The following is a 17,829-nucleotide window of genomic DNA, read 5'->3' as shown; positions in this document are numbered from 1 at the left end:
CGGATGACTTGCGGGTAGGAAGGGCATGGTGGCAGAAATTGAATGCGGAGCATACGGCAAGGACCGCGATCTATCCGCTGTTGCGCGGGCCTTTAGCATCATTTTTGCCGCGCGTCACTATAGATGGAAACGACAAAGGCCGGCACAAGGCCGGCCTCCTGATTTCTTTGCCACCAGGCAAGCTGCTTACTTGCAGCCCTCAACCTGCTTGAGCGCAGCGGAAATCCCGGCCAGCGAGTAGCTGTAAGAGGTCGTAGTGCCACGGCGAGACGTTGCATTGATCGTCATCGACTTGCCGCCCTTCATGGCCGCCACGAGCGCAGGCTCCTGAGCGGCGTTCTCGACCCAGCCGGCCTTATCCTTGGTGAACATCACGAAGGTCTTGTCGTCGATAACGACATTGATCTTCGAGTTCTCCTTGACCGTGTAGCCCATCATTGCCTGCGGCTCGTAGGAGATGTTCTGGCCAGGTCGCTGCGAGACGATGAAGAAGTTGTCCCCATGGTCAATGCCAGCCGGCTTCTTTTCCGTCGGCACGGACAAAACGTAGCAGACAGTGCTCGCGCCCGACTTATACGAATAAGCGCCCCAGGCCTGGAACTGCTGTATGCGTGTCGGTGCCGTCGAAGCCGGAGTGGCCTGCTGCTGCGTTGCCTGCGCCGCGGGCTGCGACTTCTTGGTCTGAGCGGATGCAATGCCGGCGGCAGCGAGAACGAGGGAAATGGCGATTGCGGTACTTTTAAGAAACATGGATATCCTGCCGGTTCTTGCGATTCGAGCCCGAAGCGAACGGGCGGCGCATAATCACGATCTGCTTTATTTTGACTTAATTCAGGTTACCAAAGCGTCAACAGGGACAGCGAGATGTCCCTGCCTGTGTCATTCTCACCCAACTGTCAACATCGGACGCGGCGCCTCGCCCGTATTGGCGCGATGCCGTGTGCGCACACGGACCAACGCCATGGATGAATCTAAGACATAAAGATTCAGGCAAGAGTTTGACCTTTTGAGAAACCGATGTAGGTCATAAGCACGGAAATCCGTTGGAGAATTCGCTGAGCCAGGGGACTTTGGACGGAACATGAATGCCGAGGAGAAACAGCGCTTCGCCGACCTCGCCAAGGCCGTTGCGGAACGCCGCGACCAAGAGGCATTCACGGTGCTGTTCGACTACTTCGCACCCCGCCTCAAATCTTGGCTATTGCGACAACGGCTGACGAGCAGCGAGGCAGAGGAACTCGTTCAGGACGTTATGATCGTGCTCTGGCACAAGGCGGAGCTCTACGATTCGACCAGATCGTCGCTGTCGACCTGGCTGTTTCGCATCGCCCGCAACCGCCGGATTGACCTCCAGCGCCGGACGAAAACCCGTATCCTGGATGGGGCAGACCCGACCTTGCAGCCCGTCGCGGAGATTGGTGCTGACGAAATGCTCGTCAACGACGATCGCGACGCCCATGTACGCGCAGCCGTCAGCCAGCTGCCGGAAGAGCAACGAGAAATGCTACGGGCCGCGTTCTTTCTCGGCCAGTCCCATTCACAGATCGCGGAGGCAACGGGCCTACCGCTCGGGACAGTCAAATCCCGCATCCGGCTTGCCTTCGGAAAGCTCAAGAAGGCTCTCGAGGCAGAGAGCACCTGACCAACCAGGCAACTAGATCGTTTTCATGCCTTCCGGCTTGTCGGCTAGCGCGCGGTCAGCCGCTTCGTAGTGTCTCGGCTGGATATGCCTGCTCACCATTGCAAAGGCGGCGGAAAGAACTGCAACGTCGTCGGAAAATCCGATCATCGCGAAAACATCGGGGAGCATGTCTATCGGCATGACAAAGTACGCAAGCGCAGCCAAAAGCACGCCACGCGCCCTCGTGGGAGTCTGAGGGTCCATCGTGCAATAGAACGCAGCGACGACATCGCGCGAGAATGGGATCTGCCGCACAGCCTTCCTGAAGGTCGGCCAGAATTTCGTGCGTACGGTCTCTTTTCGCCGGCTCTGCGTATCTTCATCGCCCGGCAACAGGATCTCACCGAATTTGACGTCGTCCATTCCCGATTGTCCTTTCGTTCATGCGCACATATGGGCGATCGCAGCGGCGTATTCAATCAGATCGGCGTGCTGCAGCCTTCTCCATTTCGGTCGCCAGCCTGAAGTCGAGTTCAGTGAGTCCGCCGACATCGTGGGTGTTAAGCTTCACGTCGACACGCGAATAGACGTTGAACCACTCGGGATGATGATTGAGCCGTTCCGCCGCGAGTGCCCCCTCTGTCATGAACCCGAAGGCCTCGACGAAGTTGCGAAACTTGAAACTTCGCGATATCGACGTGCCCGCATCATCAAGCGACCAGCCGTCAAGCTTGGCGAGTTCGGCAGCGATGGCCTGCCGTTCCAGTTTTTCTCGTTTCATGCAATCGTCCCTCCTCTTTTGATAGTGGACCACAGATGAAACGCATTAGCATCCTGTTTGTTTGCATGGGCAATATCTGCCGCTCGCCTCTTGCAGAGGGCATCTTCACGCATCTCGTCGACGAGGCCGGCATCGCAGATTGCTTCGAACTTGATTCAGCCGGTACTGGTGGATGGCACGAAGGCCAGCATCCGGATCGGCGCTCGATCGCAACGGCCAAAGACCACGGGATAGATATTTCCCGCCAACGCGCCCGCCGGATCACGGCAAAGGACTTCGACGACTTCGATCTTGTACTCGCGATGGATCGCGCAAATATCGACGAATTGCACCGACTTAGCCCAGGAGCGACAAACATCCGCCTTTTCGGCGAGTTTGCCCTGGCGACCGGCGAGGACATACCCGACCCCTATTTTGGGAGCAGCAGCGAGTTTGAGCTCGTCTACGCCAGGCTCTTGACCGGCTGCAGGAAGCTGCTTGAGACGCTCGGCACCGACAAGGCCTCGTGGAGCGGGAAGATTTCTTCCGTCAGATAAGGACCGCCGCCAACCGATTCCCTCGACGACAGAAGGACGAAGCGGGGAACGGTAAAGGCCGAAGTCTGGAAATTTCCACGACCGGCAAGATAATGCACCACGTCGTCGACCCGCGAGGACTTCAACCGCGCCAACGTGACATGCGGCGTGAACTTGCGAGGATCGGGCGGCAAGCCGATGCGCTGGCAGATGCGCTCTATTTCCGCCTGGAGGGCATACATCTCAGGCGAGGGCGAGACACCCGCCCATACGGAATGCGGCTTCTTTGAGCCGAATGCGCCGATGCCATCAAGACGGATCTGGAATTCGGGCCGATCGATGCGGTCGAGCCGATCGACAACTTCGTCTGCCGTGCGCCCATCGACATCGCCGATGAACCGCAAAGTGATGTGGTAGTTCTCCACATCGATCCATCTTGCACCGGGGAGACCACCGCGCAGCAATGAGAGGCTCATCGCGGCATTGCGCGGAATTTCGAGGGCGGTAAACAGTCTCGGCATAACGAGCACTCCCCGAATCTTTTGCAGGTGCTCACACGGAATCACGCATTTGGCACCTGCGCAAGTCCCTAATTCCTCACAGTTGAAATCGTTCCCAAGAATTGCGTGATAGCCGGCTCCATCTTTTCGACCATCACATCGACCCCCTTGCTGTTGGGGTGCATCCCATCCTCGAGCTTCAGGCCGGCATCTAGAACAACGCCGTCAAGGAAGAATGGATAGAGCGCAACACCATGTTTTTGCGCGAGTTTCTCGTAGATTGGATTGAAGCGCGCCGCGTAGTCGGCGCCCATGTTCGGCGGAGCGAGCATGCCGACGAGAAGGACAGCGATTCCGCGTTCCTTTAGCCGGGCAATCATCTGATCGAGATTCTTTTCACTCTCTTCTGGCGGAATGCCCCGCAAGGCGTCGTTCGCCCCCAACTCGAGAATGACGCCATCCGTACCGTCCGGAACCGACCAATCGATTCGCGCCAGCCCCGCTGTCGTCGTATCGCCCGACACACCCGCGTTGGCGATGGTTACGTCCACTCCCTTCGCCTTCAGCAATGCCTGCAGCTTTTCTGGGAACCCATCGCCGGGTGGGAGTTGGTATCCTGCCATCAGGCTGTCTCCAAAGCCAACGAGACTGATAGTCCTTGCGTTGGCGGCGACCGAGAACATCAAGGAAGCCACAATGACGGCGATGTGAAGGCCAGTAACTTTAAAACTCATTCCGCTTTCCCTAGATTGGCAGGACAAACGGCATCTATATAGGGCGAATACTGTTGGCAAAAACCATCATCGAGTTGAGGCGCGCCGATTTGACGCTTGGCAGCGCCGCCGCCTCCGTCCATGTACTCAAGGGTATCGACCTGACGATTGGAGCAGGTGAGTCGGTGGGCATTGTCGGCCCCTCCGGCTCCGGCAAGTCGACATTGCTGATGGTGCTGGCAGGGCTGGAAAAACTCGACAGTGGTGAAATCGAGATCGACGGCACGCCGTTGCATGCGTTGAGCGAAGACGAGGTCGCGGATTTCCGCGGCCGCAACATCGGCATTGTCTTCCAGTCGTTCCACCTGATCGCCAACATGACGGCGCTGGAGAATGTCGCCGTTCCGCTTGAACTCGCCAATCGTCCCGACGCCTTCGAAATCGCGCGCCGCGAACTTAAGTCGGTCGGCCTCGGCGATCGATTGAACCACTATCCCGGCCAGCTTTCCGGCGGCGAACAGCAACGCGTGGCGGTCGCGCGGGCACTCGCACCATCCCCGGCATTGCTGATCGCCGACGAACCGACCGGCAACCTTGACACCGATACCGGACGCCAAATCGCGGATCTCCTGTTTTCGAAACAGGCTGAGCGCGGAATGACGCTGGTGCTCGTGACCCATGACGCGGCGCTCGCCAAGCGCTGCTCCAGGCAGATCCGCGTTCGCTCCGGGCAGATCGAGAGCGATAGTGCGCCTGTGCAGCCCGAGGCGGCCATTGCATGACACTGCTGACACCGCGCGTCTCGCTTGCCTTTCGCCTTGCGCTCCGCGAGTTGCGCGGGGGGCTTAACGGCTTCTACATCTTTCTGGCCTGCATCGCTCTCGGCACCGGCGCCATCGCGGCGGTCAACTCGGTCTCGCAGTCCATCACCGATACGATCGCTACCCAGGGCCAGGAGATTCTGGCGGGTGATGCGCGCTTCGAACTCAACAATCGCGAGGCGACGGAAGCGGAAATGGGCTTCCTGCGCGGCTTCGGCAATGTGTCGGTTTCGACGGGTCTGCGCTCGATGGCGCGCAAGCCAGATCGCTCCGATCAGGCCCTGGTCGAAGTCAAGGCGGTCGATGGCGCCTATCCGCTCTACGGTACTTTTGAAGCGGAACCGAACTATCCGCTGCACACGCTTCTATCCGGGCAGAGCGGTACTTATGGCGCGGTTGCAGCGCCACTACTCCTGGAACGCCTCGGCCTTTCCATCGGCGATGAAATCCTGCTCGGCAATGCCATTCTAAACATCACCGGCACGATCAAGACCGAGCCGGACGCGGTTTCGGAAGGCTTTGGCTTCGCCCCCCGCCTTCTTGTGAGCAGGGAGGCGTTGAAGGCCTCCGGCCTCATCCAGACCGGCAGTCTTGTCGAGCATGCCTATAAGATCCGCATGGACGATCCGGGTGAGCGGTCCACGATCCGGGCTCGGGCGGCCAAAGAGTTCCCGTCCGCCGGCTGGTCAATCCGCACGAGCGACCGGGCAGCCCCCTCGCTGACCGAGAACATCGAGCGCTTCTCGCAGTTCCTTACGCTGGTCGGACTGACCGCCCTGATCGTCGGCGGCGTCGGCGTCGCAAACGCCGTGCGCGCATTTCTCGATTCCAAGCGCACGACGATCGCAACCTTCAAGTGCCTGGGCGCTCCGGCAGCGACCGTGGTCCTGATCTATCTTTTCCAGATCGCAATCATTGCATCAGGGGGCATGGCGATCGGCCTCGTCATCGGAGCGGCGGCGCCAATCGTCGCCTCGCAATTCCTGGCTCAGTTCCTACCCGTTTCCACCGAGTTGACTTTCTACCCCGGTGCTTTGGCCCTTGCCGTCCTCTTCGGCATTCTGACGACGCTGGCCTTTGCCATCATGCCGCTCGGACATTCCCGCGAGGTCCCTGCCACGGCCCTTTTCCGTGAGCAGGGATTCGAAGCGCGCGGCTTGCCCTCTTGGCCCTATATCCTGCTTGCCGCGATCTTTCTCGCAGCCCTTGCCGGCCTTGCGGTGGCAACCGCCTATGATCGTTTCATCGCAGTTGTCTTTGTGGGGGCAATCGCCTTCGCCTTTGTGATCCTGCGTCTTGTCGCCGCCGGCATTGCTTGGCTTGCAAGGCGCAGCCCGCGGGTGAATTCGCCCGCACTGCGGCTGGCGATCGGCAATATCCACCGGCCCGGCGCGCTGACGCCCTCTGTCGTACTGTCGCTGGGCCTTGGCCTTGCATTGCTTGTGACGTTGACGCTCATCGATGGCAATATGCGCCAGCAATTGACCGGGCGTATGGCCGCCGGTGCTCCGAACTTCTTTTTCGTCGATATCCAGGGATCCGAACTCGAGAAATTCCGCAGCCTTGTCAAAGCCGACTCGCCGGGAGGCAAGCTGGTTGAGGTGCCCATGTTGCGCGGTCGCATCCTGGCCTTCAACGGCGAGGACGTCACGAAACGGAAGGTCCCGCCGGGTGGCCAGTGGGTGCTGCGCGGCGACCGCGGGATAACATACTCGGAGACGCTGCCCGAGAATGCGTCGCTGAGTGAGGGCGCATGGTGGCCGAAGGACTACAGCGGCGAGCCGCTTGTCTCCTTTTCCGCCGAGGAAGCCGGAGAACTCGGCCTGAAGATCGGCGATACCGTCACTGTCAACGTGCTCGGCCGCAACATTACTGCCAGGATCGCCAACCTGCGCAAAGTGGAATGGGAGTCACTGTCCATCAACTTCGTGATGGTCTTTTCACCCAACACGTTCCGGGGCGCCCCCCACGCCTGGCTCGCGACGCTGACCGATCCCTCCGCAAGTTCCGGTCAGGAGGCAGCGATCCTCAAGTCCGTAACGAACACCTACCCGACCATTACCAGCGTTCGCGTGAAGGACGCGATCGACATCGTCAATACCCTGGTAGCGCAGCTGGCAACAGCGATCCGTGCTGCGGCCTCCGTTGCGCTTATCGCCTCCGTCCTCGTCCTTGCCGGTGCGCTCGCCGCCGGCAACCGCGCCCGGACCCATGACGCAGTCGTCCTAAAGACACTAGGCGCGACAAGGCAAATGCTGATCCGCGCTTTCTGCTACGAATACCTCATCCTCGGCGCAGCAACCGCGGTCTTTGCCCTCTTCGCCGGCGGTGTTGCGGCCTGGTTCATCACCGCCCGGATCATGCGCATCCCTTCGCACTTCCTGCCTGACGTTGCTGGGCTGACGCTCTTGACTGCTCTGGTGCTGACTGTCGGCATCGGTCTTGTCGGGACCTGGCGTATCCTTGGGCAGAAGGCGGCACCCGTTTTGCGCGAACTCTGATTGATCCCACTGAGAAATTCCCTTCACCTTACGGCGATTTAACCCGATCCCGGGTTGCAAGGGCCTTGTTTGCGAAAGGCGAAAGGCTCATATTGTTGGCAGGCAAGCTGGAGCTCCGCAGCGGCGCCCGGGTAGGAACCCGACACCGTGTTCACATCGGAGCTTAAAAGAGGAAACTATGGCTGACCTTCGTAACTACCAAGGCCGCGCACAAACCGGCGAGATGATCGATCAGGGTTTGCGCAGCTATATGCTGAGGGTCTACAACCTGATGGCGCTAGGTTTGGCGATCACGGGTGTAGCCGCTTATCTCGGCTTCAATTTCGCCGTCCAGGACGGTCAGCTGACGCAGTTCGGCGTCCTGCTGTTCCAATCGCCGCTCCGCTGGGTGGTCATTCTGGCCCCGTTGGCCGCCGTGTTCTTCCTGAGCTTCAGGATTAACCGGATGAGCGTTGCCGCCGCGCAGACGACCTTCTGGGTTTACGCCGCGCTGGTGGGACTGTCGCTCGCGTCGATCTTCCTGGTCTACACGCAGTCGAGCATCACGCAGACTTTCTTCGTGACTGCAGCCGCCTTTGGCGCACTTTCGCTGTACGGCTACACCACCAAGCGTGATCTCTCCGCGATGGGCTCGTTTCTGATCATGGGCCTGTTCGGCCTGATCATCGCGTCGATCGTCAATATCTTCCTGGCATCGTCTGCCCTGCAGTTCGCGGTTTCGGTGATTGGCGTCCTGATCTTTTCGGGCCTGACCGCCTACGACACGCAGCGCATCAAGGAACTGTACTACGAAGCCGACGGCGCAGAAGTCGCCGGTCGCAAGGCGATCATGGGTGCACTGACCCTGTATCTCGACTTCATCAACCTCTTCATGTTCCTCCTGCAGTTCATGGGCGACCGAAAGTAACAGGAACGATCTACGGAAAAAGGCGGCTTCGGCCGCCTTTTTTGTTGCCCGCCCATGCGGAGAATGATTTCTGGAAGTGTCCATTCCCATTGCGGCCGACCGAATGCCAATCTCTCTTCGCGACGTTTCAACATCTGATCTCGATGCCATCACCGCCATCTATCGCGAGTCCGTGCTGAGCGGGGTCGCAAGCTACGAGATCATTCCACCGGAACAGAACGAGATGGCGGCACGTTTTTCTGCGATCACGGGCCAGGGCTATCCTTACATCGCCGCGGTCGACGAAGTTGGAAACCTCCTTGGCTACGCCTATGCCTCAGCCTTCCGGACGCGGCCTGCCTACCGCTGGATGGTCGAGGATTCGATCTACCTGGAACCCGAGGCGCGCGGCAGGGGAATTGGAAAACTGCTGCTCACTGAACTGATCCAACGCTGCACAAGCCTCGGCTTCCGCCAGATGGTTGCCGTGATCGGCGGCGCGCATCCTGCATCGATCGCTCTGCATAAGGCTTTGCACTTCGAGGAGACCGGCCGCCTGAAAGGAACGGGCTACAAGCACGGCCATTGGCTCGATACGATGATCATGCAGCGTGCGCTGGGCGAAGGTGCAGCCACGGACCCCGATCCCTCCGTCTATCCAGGCACGCTGTTCAAGCAGTGAAAGTTCACTTCTCGACCAGCTTCAGAACCTTGTTGAAAACCTTCAGGACTTGATGCAGTTCGTGCCCACGCTTCAGGATCACGCCGTTGGTGTTGATCACGGAATAAGCGCCCTGTTTGGCGGCGAGTTTCGGATTCTTCTCTATTCGAAAGAGCGGCATTTCACCGGACCGCTTGAAAACCGAGAATACCGCTCGGTCCTTCAGATGATCGATCGCATAGTCCCGCCACTCGCCCTCACCGACCATACGGCCGTAGATCCATAGGATCGCGTCGAGTTCGCGCCGGTGAAAGGTCACCGGCGTCGGATCCTTGCTCTGCTTGTATTCATTGAGATCTACGACGACTGAGGAACTGCTCTCGGCTGACCGGCTTTCGCCGCGCCGCAAATCCGGCTGATCTGTCATCAGTCTCCCGGTGCCTCCGCTCGTGACAGGTAAATGACAGTTTGCCTTAGCGTTTACAAATTGCAAGCAGGCGATCGCTCACATTAATCATAGTCTGTGCAATCTCCCGAGCGCCGCAATTCAGTCAAAACAGCGCCTCATTTGCGGGGGAAATTCCCTCACGACTGCGCCGCGGGCCCGTTCGGACCCGCGTTGCACATGAATTGCGCATGATCTTTTTACCAGATTCGATCTGTTGAAAAGGTTGTCTGCGAGTTTGGCGCCAGCGCGCCAAAGGGCCCGGCTGACCGTATCGACCTTAACCCCAGCCCCGAATACGATCAGCCGGGCCGCCCCGTTTTCCATCCGCCAAGCGGACGAAACGGTCAGATATTCTTTCCGGCCATAACGACCGTCGCTCCAAGGATCGCCGACGGATTGCCATCAGCGGTCGAGGATTGAAGCAGAATCGCGCAGCCCTCAAGGTCGGGCTTCTGCATCACGCTGGCTGGCAGCGTCAAGCTCGTTTCCTTGCCCTCCCACATGCCAACCGTCTCCACATCGGCAACACTGTTCAGATAGGCGATCTTCTGGCCGCTGTTCTCACCCTTCTGGACCTCAATCGTCTTTTCGCGGTTGAAGTAGACCATGACAACATTGGCTTTGCCCTGTCCGGCACCGATCTTGATCTCAAGCTGGTCGTCACGCATCTGCGCGTTAACAGGAACGGACAGACCCATGCCTTCGGTCGCATAGCCATCGATCTTTTTGTTGATCGCGCCAAGATCGGCCCCAGCCACGTGGTCGCGGCCATTGACGATAACCTGAGGTGTGTAAACGTTGGCTCGACCCATCGTCCGGGCATAGGCGTACTGCCGCTCGGTGTTTTCCTTGGAGCTTAACGTATCGCTCCAGCCCAGATAGTCCCAGTAATCAACGTGATAGGCGAGAGCAATGACGCCTCCCGCCTCAACAAGCTTGCGAAACGCGGCATCGGCAGGCGGACAGGACGAACAGCCCTGCGACGTGAAGAGTTCTACAACGCCTTTCGGCGCATCCTGGGCAAAAAGTGGACCCGCAAGCGCCACACCTGCAACCAGAGAAATCAGAAACCGCGGGGACATTCACTGCACCTTTTCTTCAGCACCTGCCGCCGCAGGTTCCGATATACGACCGTAGAGATAGTGGTTCTCGATCCAAACGGAAAGTCACGAACGGGTGAGACCAAGCTTCCAGGAAGCCACGTAGAAACACATCGTCGTGACCGACCAGTTACCGTCTCTCGTTCAAACAAAAAACCGCCGGAAATCTCTCTCCGGCGGTCATTGTCATGCAAGTCTGTTAACAATCAGGCAGCGAGATCACGCAGAACTGTCTGCAGAATACCGCCGTTGTTGAGGTAAATCACTTCATCGAGCGTATCGACGCGCGACAGCAGCGGAACTTCCTTCACGGTGCCGTCGCCATAGGTGATCTTGGCGATCTTCTTTTCGCGCGGCTTGATGTTTTCCAGCCCTTCGATGCTGACGATTTCGTCGCCCTTAAGGCCGAGGCTTGCCCAAGTCGTGCCCTCTTCGAAGACGAATGGGATGACGCCCATGCCGACCAGGTTCGAGCGGTGAATACGCTCGAAGGACTGGGCAATGACCGCCTTCACGCCGAGCAGGTTGGTGCCCTTCGCGGCCCAGTCACGGGACGAGCCGTTGCCGTACTCGACACCAGCAAAGATGACGAGCGGAACGCCCTCGGCCTTGTACTGCATGGCCGCGTCGTAGATCGATTCCTCTTCCTTCGACGGATAGTGGATGGTGTAGCCACCTTCCTTACCGTTCGGGCCGAGCATGTGGTTGCGGATGCGGATGTTGGCGAAGGTGCCACGCATCATCACTTCATGGTTGCCGCGACGCGTGCCGTACTGGTTGAAGTCAGCGACGCCGACATGGTTCTCGAGCAGGTAAGCGCCGGCCGGAGACGCAGCCTTGATCGAGCCGGCCGGGGAAATGTGGTCGGTGGTGATCTTGTCGCCGAAGAGACCGAGAACGCGCGCACCCTTGATATCGGAAATGCCGGTGCCGGTCTTGCCCATGCCCACGAAGTAGGGCGGGTTCTGCACGTAGGTCGACTTGTCATCCCATGCATAGGTCTGTCCGGCCGGAACGTTGACGGCCTGCCAGTTTTCATCACCCTTGAAGACGTCGGCGTACTTCGTTTCGTAAAGTTCGCGGGTGACGTACTTCTGGATGAACTCCTGCACTTCGTGCGAGGTCGGCCAGATATCCTTGAGATAGACAGGATTGCCGTTCTGATCTTCGCCGATCGGCTCCTTGGTCAGGTCTTTCTGGACCGTACCGGCAAGCGCGTAGGCAACGACGAGCGGCGGCGAGGCCAGGTAGTTCGCCTGAACATCAGGAGAAATACGGCCTTCGAAGTTGCGGTTGCCCGAGAGTACGCCCGAAACGATCAGGCCCTTGTCGTTGATCGTCTTCGAGATTGGCGCAGGCAGCGGACCGGAGTTGCCGATGCAGGTCGTGCAACCGAAGCCGACGAGGTTGAAGCCGAGCTTGTCGAGGTCGGCCTGCAGGCCAGACTTCGCCAGATATTCGCCAACGACCTGCGATCCCGGTGCCAGCGAGGTCTTGACCCACGGCTTGGACTTCAGGCCCTTGGCAACAGCGTTGCGGGCGAGAAGGCCAGCAGCGATCAGAACCGACGGGTTGGAGGTGTTGGTGCAAGAGGTGATTGCGGCAATCGCAACATCGCCATGACCGAGGTCGAAATCGGTGCCTTCGACCGCATAGCGGTTGGAGAGCTGGCCGGGCTTCTTGTAGTCGGCGTCCATCGAGGTGGCAAAGCCGGATGCAATATTCTCGAGCGGGATGCGGCCTTCCGGACGCTTCGGGCCTGCCATGGCAGGCACGACGTCGCCGAGGTCGAGTTCCAGCGTGTCGGTGAACACGAGGTCGGAGCCGTCGCCTTCGCGCCACATGCCCTGAGCCTTCGAGTAAGCTTCGACAAGCGCGATGCGGTCCTTCGTGCGGCCCGACATGTTGAGGTAGTTGATGGTTTCACCGTCAACCGGGAAGAAGCCGCAGGTCGCGCCGTATTCCGGACCCATGTTGCCGATCGTCGCGCGGTCTGCGAGCGGCATATTGTCCATGCCAGGACCGAAGAATTCGACGAACTTCGAAACCACGCCCTTCTTGCGCAGCATCTGAACGACCATCAGCACGAGGTCGGTCGCCGTAACGCCTTCCTTGAGCTTGCCTGTCAGTTTGAAGCCGATGACTTCAGGCAGAAGCATCGAGACCGGTTGGCCGAGCATGGCAGCTTCTGCTTCGATGCCGCCGACGCCCCAGCCGAGAACGCCGAGACCGTTGATCATCGTCGTGTGCGAGTCGGTGCCGACGCAGGTATCCGGATAAGCGATCGTCTCGCCGTCCTCTTCCTTGGTCCAGACGGTCTGGCCGAGGTATTCGAGATTGACCTGGTGACAGATGCCGGTGCCCGGGGGAACGACGCGGAAATTCTTGAACGCCTGCTGGCCCCACTTCAGGAAGCGGTAGCGCTCGCCGTTGCGCTGGTATTCCAGCTCGACGTTCTTGGCAAATGCCTGAGGCGTGCCGAACTCGTCGACGATAACCGAGTGGTCGATGACGAGATCAACAGGAACCAGCGGGTTGATCTTCTCGGGATCGCCACCGAGCGACACCATCGCGTCGCGCATCGCGGCGAGGTCGACGACGGCAGGAACGCCCGTGAAGTCCTGCATCAGCACGCGCGCTGGACGATAGGCGATTTCGTTTTCGACAGCGCCCTTGTTGTTCAGCCATTCGGCCACAGCAAGGATGTGTTCCTTGGTCACCGACTGGCCGTCTTCGAAGCGAAGCAGGTTCTCGAGCAGAACCTTCATCGAATAGGGAAGCTTCGAAACGCCCGGAAGGCCATTCGCCTCAGCCTTGGGCAGGCTGTAGTAGACGTAGTCCTTACCGTTCACGGTGAGCGTGGAACGACAATTGAAGCTGTCAAGAGATTTAGACACGAGAGACCCCGTTTCTGATAGCGAACACAATCGTGCGGACGCCTATGCACTTTATGCACATCAGGATGCGGGTACGGCCATTTCCGCTGTCCGCACGTGGAGCGAAGCCCATGTTCGGCGCAAGGATGAAATTCACGCCGACCGCTGGCGTGGTTGCGGGTCTTATAGATAATTTCTAAGAAAGGTGCCAGAGAGTGCGTGGCCCATTTTGGATTTTTTTGCATTGCGATGACTGAAAAATTAAACCACGGAAAAGTCATGCATCTTGAGGCCGCCAATCTGGCTGCGCGCCGGGGGGAAGACCTTATTTTCGAGGACGTGTCGTTTCGCCTGGAACCGGGCGAAGCGTTGGTTTTAACTGGCAAAAATGGATCGGGAAAGTCAACTTTACTGCGTGTCGTCGCGGGTCTGCTCCGCCAGGAAAGAGGTTCGGTCAGCGTCACCGATTCGCACGGCAACACTCATGGACGCGTTGGCGAAATCAGCCACTATCTCGGCCACCGGAACGCGATGAAGAGCGAGCTGACGGTCGCCGAAAACCTTGCCTTCTGGCGCCGCTTTCTTGGAGACATCTACGGTGCCTCCACCGTTTCCATCGACGAGGCTGCCGAGGCGGTCGGGCTTGAGGGGATCGCGCATCTTCCATTCGGCTATCTCTCGGCTGGCCAGCAACGCCGCTTTGCCTTCGCCAAGCTGCTTGTTGCCTATCGACCGGTCTGGATTCTCGATGAGCCTACCGCTGCGCTGGATACAAGCGGCGACCACCTTTTCGCGGAACTCATCGAGGCACATCGGCGTAGTGGCGGCATCGTGCTAGCCGCAACCCATCAGCCCCTGGGTCTCGAGCGTGCGCAGGAACTGCGAATGGTGGGATTTGCCCATAGCGGGCCGGGAGTATGGGCATGACGGCCCTCTTGCTGCGCGACCTCAAGCTCTCGATCCGCGCCGGCGGCGGCGCGCTGATCGGCGTTCTCTTCTTCCTCACCGTTGTCGCCGTCATTCCGTTCGGTGTCGGGCCGGACCTTGCGCTGCTGTCCCGCATCGGCCCGGCAATCGTCTGGATCGGCGCGCTGCTTGCCGCCCTTCTCGGCCTTGATCGCCTGTTCCAGGCTGAACGTGACGATGGCTCGCTCGATCTCATGCTGATGCAAGAAACCCCGTTGGTCCTGACGGTGCTGGTCAAGTGCCTGGCGCACTGGATCGCCACTAGCCTGCCGCTCGTCATCGCTTCGCCGTTGCTCGGCCTCTTCATGAACATGAGCGAGACGGCGATCGGCGCGACGATGCTGACGCTGCTTGTCGGTTCGCCGGCGATTACATTCATCGGTGCCGTCGGCGCTGCCGTTGCGGTCGCTCTGCCGCGCGGCGGCCTGCTTGTCTCGATCCTGGTGCTGCCACTGACCATCCCCGTGCTGATTTTCGGTGTCAGCGCCACTTATGCGGCTGTCGAGGGCCCTTCGCCCTTCCTGCCGCCCTTCCTCATCCTGATCGCACTCACGCTGTTCTTCGCCGTCATCGGCCCGGCGGCGGCTGCGCTGGCACTGCGCAACACATCGGATTGATGGAGCGCTCGATTGCGGGAAAAAGCATATCGCGGTAAGGAAACGGCATGAGCGAAACGAGCCTGGCCATCACAAAATTCAGCGATCTCGCCAACCCGACGCGGTTTCTGGCGCTGGCCGCACGCATCCTTCCCTGGATGGCCGGTTTCACGGCCCTCTGTTTTATCGTGGGGCTGTATCTCAGCTTCACGACCGAAGGCGACTACCAGCAGGGCGAAACAGTTCGCATCATGTATGTCCACGTACCATCGGCCTGGCTGGCAATGATGGGATACACGATCATGAGCCTTTCGGCGATCGGTACGTTGGTCTGGCGCCATCCACTGGCGGATGTCTCGGCAAAGGCCGCGGCCCCGCTCGGCGCGGCATTCACGCTGATTGCCCTGGTAACAGGTTCGCTCTGGGGCAAGCCGATGTGGGGTACCTGGTGGGTCTGGGATGCCCGGCTTACGTCCGTCTTCATTCTTTTCCTGATGTATCTCGGTCTCATTGCCCTCAGCCGCGCCATCGACGATCCATCAAAGGCCGCCCGTGTCAGCGCCGTCCTGATCCTCGTTGGCTTCGTCAACATCCCGATCATCAAATTTTCAGTGGACTGGTGGAACACGCTGCATCAATCGGCGAGCGTCCTGCGTCTCGACGGCCCTGCCATCGACCCCGAGTTCCTGCGACCGCTGCTGGTGATGGCGGTTGCATTCACCGCGCTCTTTTTCACGCTGCATATTATGGCCATGCGCAACGAAATCTGGCGTCGCCGCGTCGCAGCGCAGCGTCGTATGGCGGCGCGCCTGGCGAGCCGCGAGGGATAGCCATGACATATGCTTTCTACGTCTACGGCTCATATGGATTTGCTGCGCTTGTCACTGCAGCGGTGACGCTTTGGACCTGGGCGGATGGCCGTGCTCGTCGCAGGGAGCTGGCAACCCTTGAAGCCTCCGGCATCCGACGCCGCTCGGCGCAAGCGAGGGACGGCGAATGAGCACCGCGCCCGAGACAACCCCAACCAAGCGCGGATTTGGGCGTTATGCCGTCGCTTTGATCCCGTTGGTCGTGTTCGCCGGTATCGCAGCCACCGCGGCAAAGATGCTTTACGATCAGGACTTCCACGGCAAGGATATCTCGGAAATCCCCTCCGCATTGATCGGCACAAAGGCGCCGACACTGAATTTGCCGCCGCTCGACGGCGCCAATCTGCCCGCCCTGACCGATAGCGCCATCAAGGGCAAACTGACGCTCGTCAACGTCTTCGCCTCCTGGTGCATTCCCTGTCGCGAAGAGCATCCGATCCTGAAAGAGCTTGCGAAGGACAGTCGGCTCAACGTGGTTGCCATCAACTACAAGGACAAGAACGACAACGCGCTTCGTTTCCTCGGCGAATTGGGCAACCCCTTTGCGGCCATCGGCATCGATCCGAAAGGACAGGCAGCCATCGATTGGGGTGTCTACGGCATCCCCGAAAGCTATCTGGTCGCACCTGACGGCACGATCCTCTACAAGAGGGTCGGCCCGTTCGACGACATCAGTTTGAAGGAAGGCCTTTTCCCCGCGATCGAAAAGGCTTTGGGCAGGCCGGCGTCCTGATCAGATCGCGCTCTGCCAGGTCTTGATCGCCTCGATGGGCCAGATCAGCATCACCACATTGAGTGTCAGGTTGTCGCGGATAACGTAGCCGGTGAACAACTCGAAGAAAATCGCAATCGCAACCGTCAACGCAACGGGCGCCCGAGAAGCGAAGAAGAACCCGACCACCATGAACACCGTGTCCATCGCCGAGTTCAGGATGCTATCGCCATAATAATCGAGCGAGATCGTCGCTGTCCGATAGCGGTCGATGATTACAGGCGAATTTTCCAGCAGTTCCCAGCCTGACTCGATCACCAGCGCCAGAAGCAGCCGCATGGCGATCGGCTTCCCGCGCATAACAAGGTGCGCGATCCCATAGAAAATGAAGCCATGAATGATGTGGGACGGTGTGTACCAGTCGGAGATATGCTGGGAGTTGCCGCTGGAATTGACGGTGCCTTCCCACAGCTTGACATATCCGCAGGTGCAGATGGGAGTTCGGCCCATCATGTATTCCGCGACGATCTGGATCAGCAGAACCGCAAGGCATGCCGCGAACCAGAAGGTTTGATGTCTTGCTCTGTCTGCCGAATCCAGTGTCGTCAATTCTCGGTCTCTCCCGCCGGCGTGACCGTATGCTTCATGATCAGAGGCATCTGCGCAAGCGTGAAGATGATGGTGATCGGCATTGTCCCCCAGACCTTGAAGGCAACCCAGAAATCATCGGAGAAATTGCGCCAGACTGCCTCGTTCAGCACGGCAAGGAAAAGGAAGAAGACGCCCCAGCGGATTGTCAGCTTTCGCCATCCCTCGGCGTCGAGCTGGAAGGCCGCGTTGAAAACGTAGCCGAGCAGTGATTTACCGAAGGCAAGGCCACCAAGCAGCGCAAAGCCGAAGAGCGCATTGACGATGGTCGGCTTCATCTTGATGAAGGTCTCGTTCTGCAGGTAGATCGACAGCGATCCGAAGATCACGACGACGATGCCGGATACGAAGGGCATGATCGGCAAATGCCCAAGCACGACCTTCGAAACCGTCAGCGAAATCACAGTTGCCGCCATGAAGAGCGCCGTTGCGACAAACAGTGGTCCGCCAAGCTCCGAAAGAGCCGGAAACCGCTCGACCAGCCACGCGCCGCGCAGGTTGGCGAAGAAGAAGATCAGCAAAGGGCCAAGCTCCAGTGCCAGCTTCAGCATCGGGTGATGACGGTCGGCCGCACTTGGGGTGATATCGCTCTCTGTCGTCATTCTATCTCAAATC

The 17,829-nt window shown here is 59.3% G+C and carries 21 protein-coding genes; 11 read left to right on the top strand and 10 right to left on the bottom strand.

The window, feature by feature from the left end; all coding sequences use genetic code 11:
- Window positions 1-186: 186 nt before the first annotated feature.
- Window positions 187-750 (bottom strand): invasion associated locus B family protein, encoded by a 564-nt coding sequence (locus JNB88_RS12020; RefSeq protein ID WP_037132041.1) that lies wholly within the window; start codon window positions 748-750, stop codon window positions 187-189.
- Between the two features lie 331 nt (window positions 751-1,081).
- Between JNB88_RS12020 and JNB88_RS12015 the strand changes: the two genes are divergently transcribed.
- Complete coding sequence (locus JNB88_RS12015; RefSeq protein ID WP_220355649.1) at window positions 1,082-1,642, top strand: sigma-70 family RNA polymerase sigma factor; 561 nt, start codon at window positions 1,082-1,084, stop codon at window positions 1,640-1,642.
- Window positions 1,643-1,654: 12 nt separating this feature from the next.
- Here the strand turns inward: JNB88_RS12015 and JNB88_RS12010 are convergent, their stop codons facing one another.
- On the bottom strand, window positions 1,655-2,044 hold the full coding sequence (locus JNB88_RS12010) for a YkvA family protein (RefSeq protein WP_037132036.1): 390 nt from the start codon (window positions 2,042-2,044) through the stop codon (window positions 1,655-1,657).
- A 52-nt stretch (window positions 2,045-2,096) separates the two neighbouring features.
- Entirely contained in the window at window positions 2,097-2,402 is a 306-nt protein-coding gene (locus JNB88_RS12005; protein WP_037132033.1) for a 4a-hydroxytetrahydrobiopterin dehydratase, read from the bottom strand.
- 35 nt (window positions 2,403-2,437) lie between these two features.
- Here JNB88_RS12005 and JNB88_RS12000 point away from each other — a divergent pair, with 35 nt between their 5' ends.
- Complete coding sequence (locus tag JNB88_RS12000) at window positions 2,438-2,938, top strand: low molecular weight protein-tyrosine-phosphatase (protein ID WP_220355648.1); 501 nt, start codon at window positions 2,438-2,440, stop codon at window positions 2,936-2,938.
- On the opposite strand, the gene thpR is transcribed toward JNB88_RS12000, so the two are convergent.
- Window positions 2,845-3,438, bottom strand: a complete 594-nt coding sequence (gene thpR, locus JNB88_RS11995; protein ID WP_037132029.1) for an RNA 2',3'-cyclic phosphodiesterase — start codon at window positions 3,436-3,438, stop codon at window positions 2,845-2,847. The two genes, JNB88_RS12000 and thpR, sit on opposite strands and share 94 nt — an antisense overlap.
- Before the next feature lie 68 nt (window positions 3,439-3,506).
- On the bottom strand, window positions 3,507-4,151 hold the full coding sequence (locus tag JNB88_RS11990) for an arylesterase (protein WP_220355647.1): 645 nt from the start codon (window positions 4,149-4,151) through the stop codon (window positions 3,507-3,509).
- A gap of 53 nt (window positions 4,152-4,204) precedes the next feature.
- On the opposite strand from JNB88_RS11990, the gene JNB88_RS11985 reads away from it, so the two are divergent.
- The 4 genes from JNB88_RS11985 to JNB88_RS11970 all read left to right on the top strand — a co-directional run bounded on the left by JNB88_RS11985 (window position 4,205) and on the right by JNB88_RS11970 (window position 9,020).
- Complete coding sequence (locus JNB88_RS11985) at window positions 4,205-4,912, top strand: ABC transporter ATP-binding protein (protein WP_220355646.1); 708 nt, start codon at window positions 4,205-4,207, stop codon at window positions 4,910-4,912.
- Window positions 4,909-7,452: an ABC transporter permease gene (locus tag JNB88_RS11980; RefSeq protein WP_220355645.1), complete on the top strand. Its 2,544-nt coding sequence runs from the start codon at window positions 4,909-4,911 to the stop codon at window positions 7,450-7,452. Before JNB88_RS11985 ends, JNB88_RS11980 begins: the two co-directional genes overlap by 4 nt.
- Window positions 7,453-7,630: 178 nt before the next feature.
- Window positions 7,631-8,359: a Bax inhibitor-1/YccA family protein gene (locus JNB88_RS11975; RefSeq protein WP_037132016.1), complete on the top strand. Its 729-nt coding sequence runs from the start codon at window positions 7,631-7,633 to the stop codon at window positions 8,357-8,359.
- 103 nt (window positions 8,360-8,462) lie between these two features.
- Window positions 8,463-9,020: a GNAT family N-acetyltransferase gene (locus tag JNB88_RS11970; protein WP_220355644.1), complete on the top strand. Its 558-nt coding sequence runs from the start codon at window positions 8,463-8,465 to the stop codon at window positions 9,018-9,020.
- A 4-nt stretch (window positions 9,021-9,024) separates the two neighbouring features.
- On the opposite strand, the gene JNB88_RS11965 is transcribed toward JNB88_RS11970, so the two are convergent.
- The 3 genes from JNB88_RS11965 to acnA form a co-directional block, all read right to left on the bottom strand.
- Window positions 9,025-9,426 (bottom strand): DUF2794 domain-containing protein, encoded by a 402-nt coding sequence (locus JNB88_RS11965; protein ID WP_220355643.1) that lies wholly within the window; start codon window positions 9,424-9,426, stop codon window positions 9,025-9,027.
- Window positions 9,427-9,791: 365 nt separating this feature from the next.
- Entirely contained in the window at window positions 9,792-10,529 is a 738-nt protein-coding gene (locus JNB88_RS11960) for a DUF1223 domain-containing protein (RefSeq protein ID WP_220355642.1), read from the bottom strand.
- Window positions 10,530-10,753: 224 nt separating this feature from the next.
- Entirely contained in the window at window positions 10,754-13,444 is a 2,691-nt protein-coding gene (acnA, locus tag JNB88_RS11955) for an aconitate hydratase AcnA (protein WP_220355641.1), read from the bottom strand.
- Between the two features lie 258 nt (window positions 13,445-13,702).
- Here acnA and ccmA point away from each other — a divergent pair, with 258 nt between their 5' ends.
- From ccmA to JNB88_RS11930, 5 genes are read left to right on the top strand one after another with little or no spacing between them, the layout of a single operon-like run.
- Complete coding sequence (gene ccmA / locus JNB88_RS11950) at window positions 13,703-14,350, top strand: heme ABC exporter ATP-binding protein CcmA (protein WP_220355640.1); 648 nt, start codon at window positions 13,703-13,705, stop codon at window positions 14,348-14,350.
- The gene (gene ccmB / locus JNB88_RS11945; protein ID WP_007794331.1) at window positions 14,347-15,006 is read left to right on the top strand and encodes a heme exporter protein CcmB; all 660 of its coding nucleotides are present in this window, start codon (window positions 14,347-14,349) and stop codon (window positions 15,004-15,006) included. The genes ccmA and ccmB overlap by 4 nt, the downstream gene beginning before the upstream one ends.
- Before the next feature lie 47 nt (window positions 15,007-15,053).
- A complete protein-coding gene (locus JNB88_RS11940) occupies window positions 15,054-15,815 on the top strand; it encodes a heme ABC transporter permease (RefSeq protein WP_037131999.1) in 762 nt (253 codons plus the stop codon).
- A gap of 2 nt (window positions 15,816-15,817) precedes the next feature.
- On the top strand, window positions 15,818-15,985 hold the full coding sequence (gene ccmD / locus JNB88_RS11935; protein WP_220355639.1) for a heme exporter protein CcmD: 168 nt from the start codon (window positions 15,818-15,820) through the stop codon (window positions 15,983-15,985).
- Complete coding sequence (locus tag JNB88_RS11930) at window positions 15,982-16,587, top strand: DsbE family thiol:disulfide interchange protein (RefSeq protein ID WP_220355638.1); 606 nt, start codon at window positions 15,982-15,984, stop codon at window positions 16,585-16,587. Before ccmD ends, JNB88_RS11930 begins: the two co-directional genes overlap by 4 nt.
- Here JNB88_RS11930 and JNB88_RS11925 read toward each other — a convergent pair whose 3' ends face one another.
- Together JNB88_RS11925 and JNB88_RS11920 are read right to left on the bottom strand one after the other, a co-directional pair.
- Window positions 16,588-17,175 (bottom strand): DUF2585 domain-containing protein, encoded by a 588-nt coding sequence (locus tag JNB88_RS11925; RefSeq protein ID WP_220355637.1) that lies wholly within the window; start codon window positions 17,173-17,175, stop codon window positions 16,588-16,590.
- Window positions 17,172-17,816 (bottom strand): septation protein A, encoded by a 645-nt coding sequence (locus JNB88_RS11920; protein WP_220355636.1) that lies wholly within the window; start codon window positions 17,814-17,816, stop codon window positions 17,172-17,174. The genes JNB88_RS11925 and JNB88_RS11920 overlap by 4 nt, the downstream gene beginning before the upstream one ends.
- Between the last annotated feature and the right edge of the window lie 13 nt (window positions 17,817-17,829).

The organism is Rhizobium cauense, assembly GCF_019511525.1.
GTDB classification, from domain to species: domain Bacteria; phylum Pseudomonadota; class Alphaproteobacteria; order Rhizobiales; family Rhizobiaceae; genus Rhizobium; species Rhizobium cauense.
Note: the sequence above shows the minus strand (reverse complement) of the source record. Positions and strands in the feature narration are given on the sequence as shown.

Coding starts and splice junctions, on each gene's coding strand:
- JNB88_RS12020 (WP_037132041.1), bottom strand. CDS start 750: ATGTTTCTTAAAAGTACCGCAATCGCCATTTCCCTCGTTCTCGCTGCC.
- JNB88_RS12015 (WP_220355649.1), top strand. CDS start 1,082: ATGAATGCCGAGGAGAAACAGCGCTTCGCCGACCTCGCCAAGGCCGTT.
- JNB88_RS12010 (WP_037132036.1), bottom strand. CDS start 2,044: ATGGACGACGTCAAATTCGGTGAGATCCTGTTGCCGGGCGATGAAGAT.
- JNB88_RS12005 (WP_037132033.1), bottom strand. CDS start 2,402: ATGAAACGAGAAAAACTGGAACGGCAGGCCATCGCTGCCGAACTCGCC.
- JNB88_RS12000 (WP_220355648.1), top strand. CDS start 2,438: ATGAAACGCATTAGCATCCTGTTTGTTTGCATGGGCAATATCTGCCGC.
- thpR (WP_037132029.1), bottom strand. CDS start 3,438: ATGCCGAGACTGTTTACCGCCCTCGAAATTCCGCGCAATGCCGCGATG.
- JNB88_RS11990 (WP_220355647.1), bottom strand. CDS start 4,151: ATGAGTTTTAAAGTTACTGGCCTTCACATCGCCGTCATTGTGGCTTCC.
- JNB88_RS11980 (WP_220355645.1), top strand. CDS start 4,909: ATGACACTGCTGACACCGCGCGTCTCGCTTGCCTTTCGCCTTGCGCTC.
- JNB88_RS11975 (WP_037132016.1), top strand. CDS start 7,631: ATGGCTGACCTTCGTAACTACCAAGGCCGCGCACAAACCGGCGAGATG.
- JNB88_RS11970 (WP_220355644.1), top strand. CDS start 8,463: ATGCCAATCTCTCTTCGCGACGTTTCAACATCTGATCTCGATGCCATC.
- JNB88_RS11965 (WP_220355643.1), bottom strand. CDS start 9,426: ATGACAGATCAGCCGGATTTGCGGCGCGGCGAAAGCCGGTCAGCCGAG.
- JNB88_RS11960 (WP_220355642.1), bottom strand. CDS start 10,529: ATGTCCCCGCGGTTTCTGATTTCTCTGGTTGCAGGTGTGGCGCTTGCG.
- ccmA (WP_220355640.1), top strand. CDS start 13,703: ATGCATCTTGAGGCCGCCAATCTGGCTGCGCGCCGGGGGGAAGACCTT.
- ccmB (WP_007794331.1), top strand. CDS start 14,347: ATGACGGCCCTCTTGCTGCGCGACCTCAAGCTCTCGATCCGCGCCGGC.
- JNB88_RS11940 (WP_037131999.1), top strand. CDS start 15,054: ATGAGCGAAACGAGCCTGGCCATCACAAAATTCAGCGATCTCGCCAAC.
- ccmD (WP_220355639.1), top strand. CDS start 15,818: ATGACATATGCTTTCTACGTCTACGGCTCATATGGATTTGCTGCGCTT.
- JNB88_RS11930 (WP_220355638.1), top strand. CDS start 15,982: ATGAGCACCGCGCCCGAGACAACCCCAACCAAGCGCGGATTTGGGCGT.
- JNB88_RS11920 (WP_220355636.1), bottom strand. CDS start 17,816: ATGACGACAGAGAGCGATATCACCCCAAGTGCGGCCGACCGTCATCAC.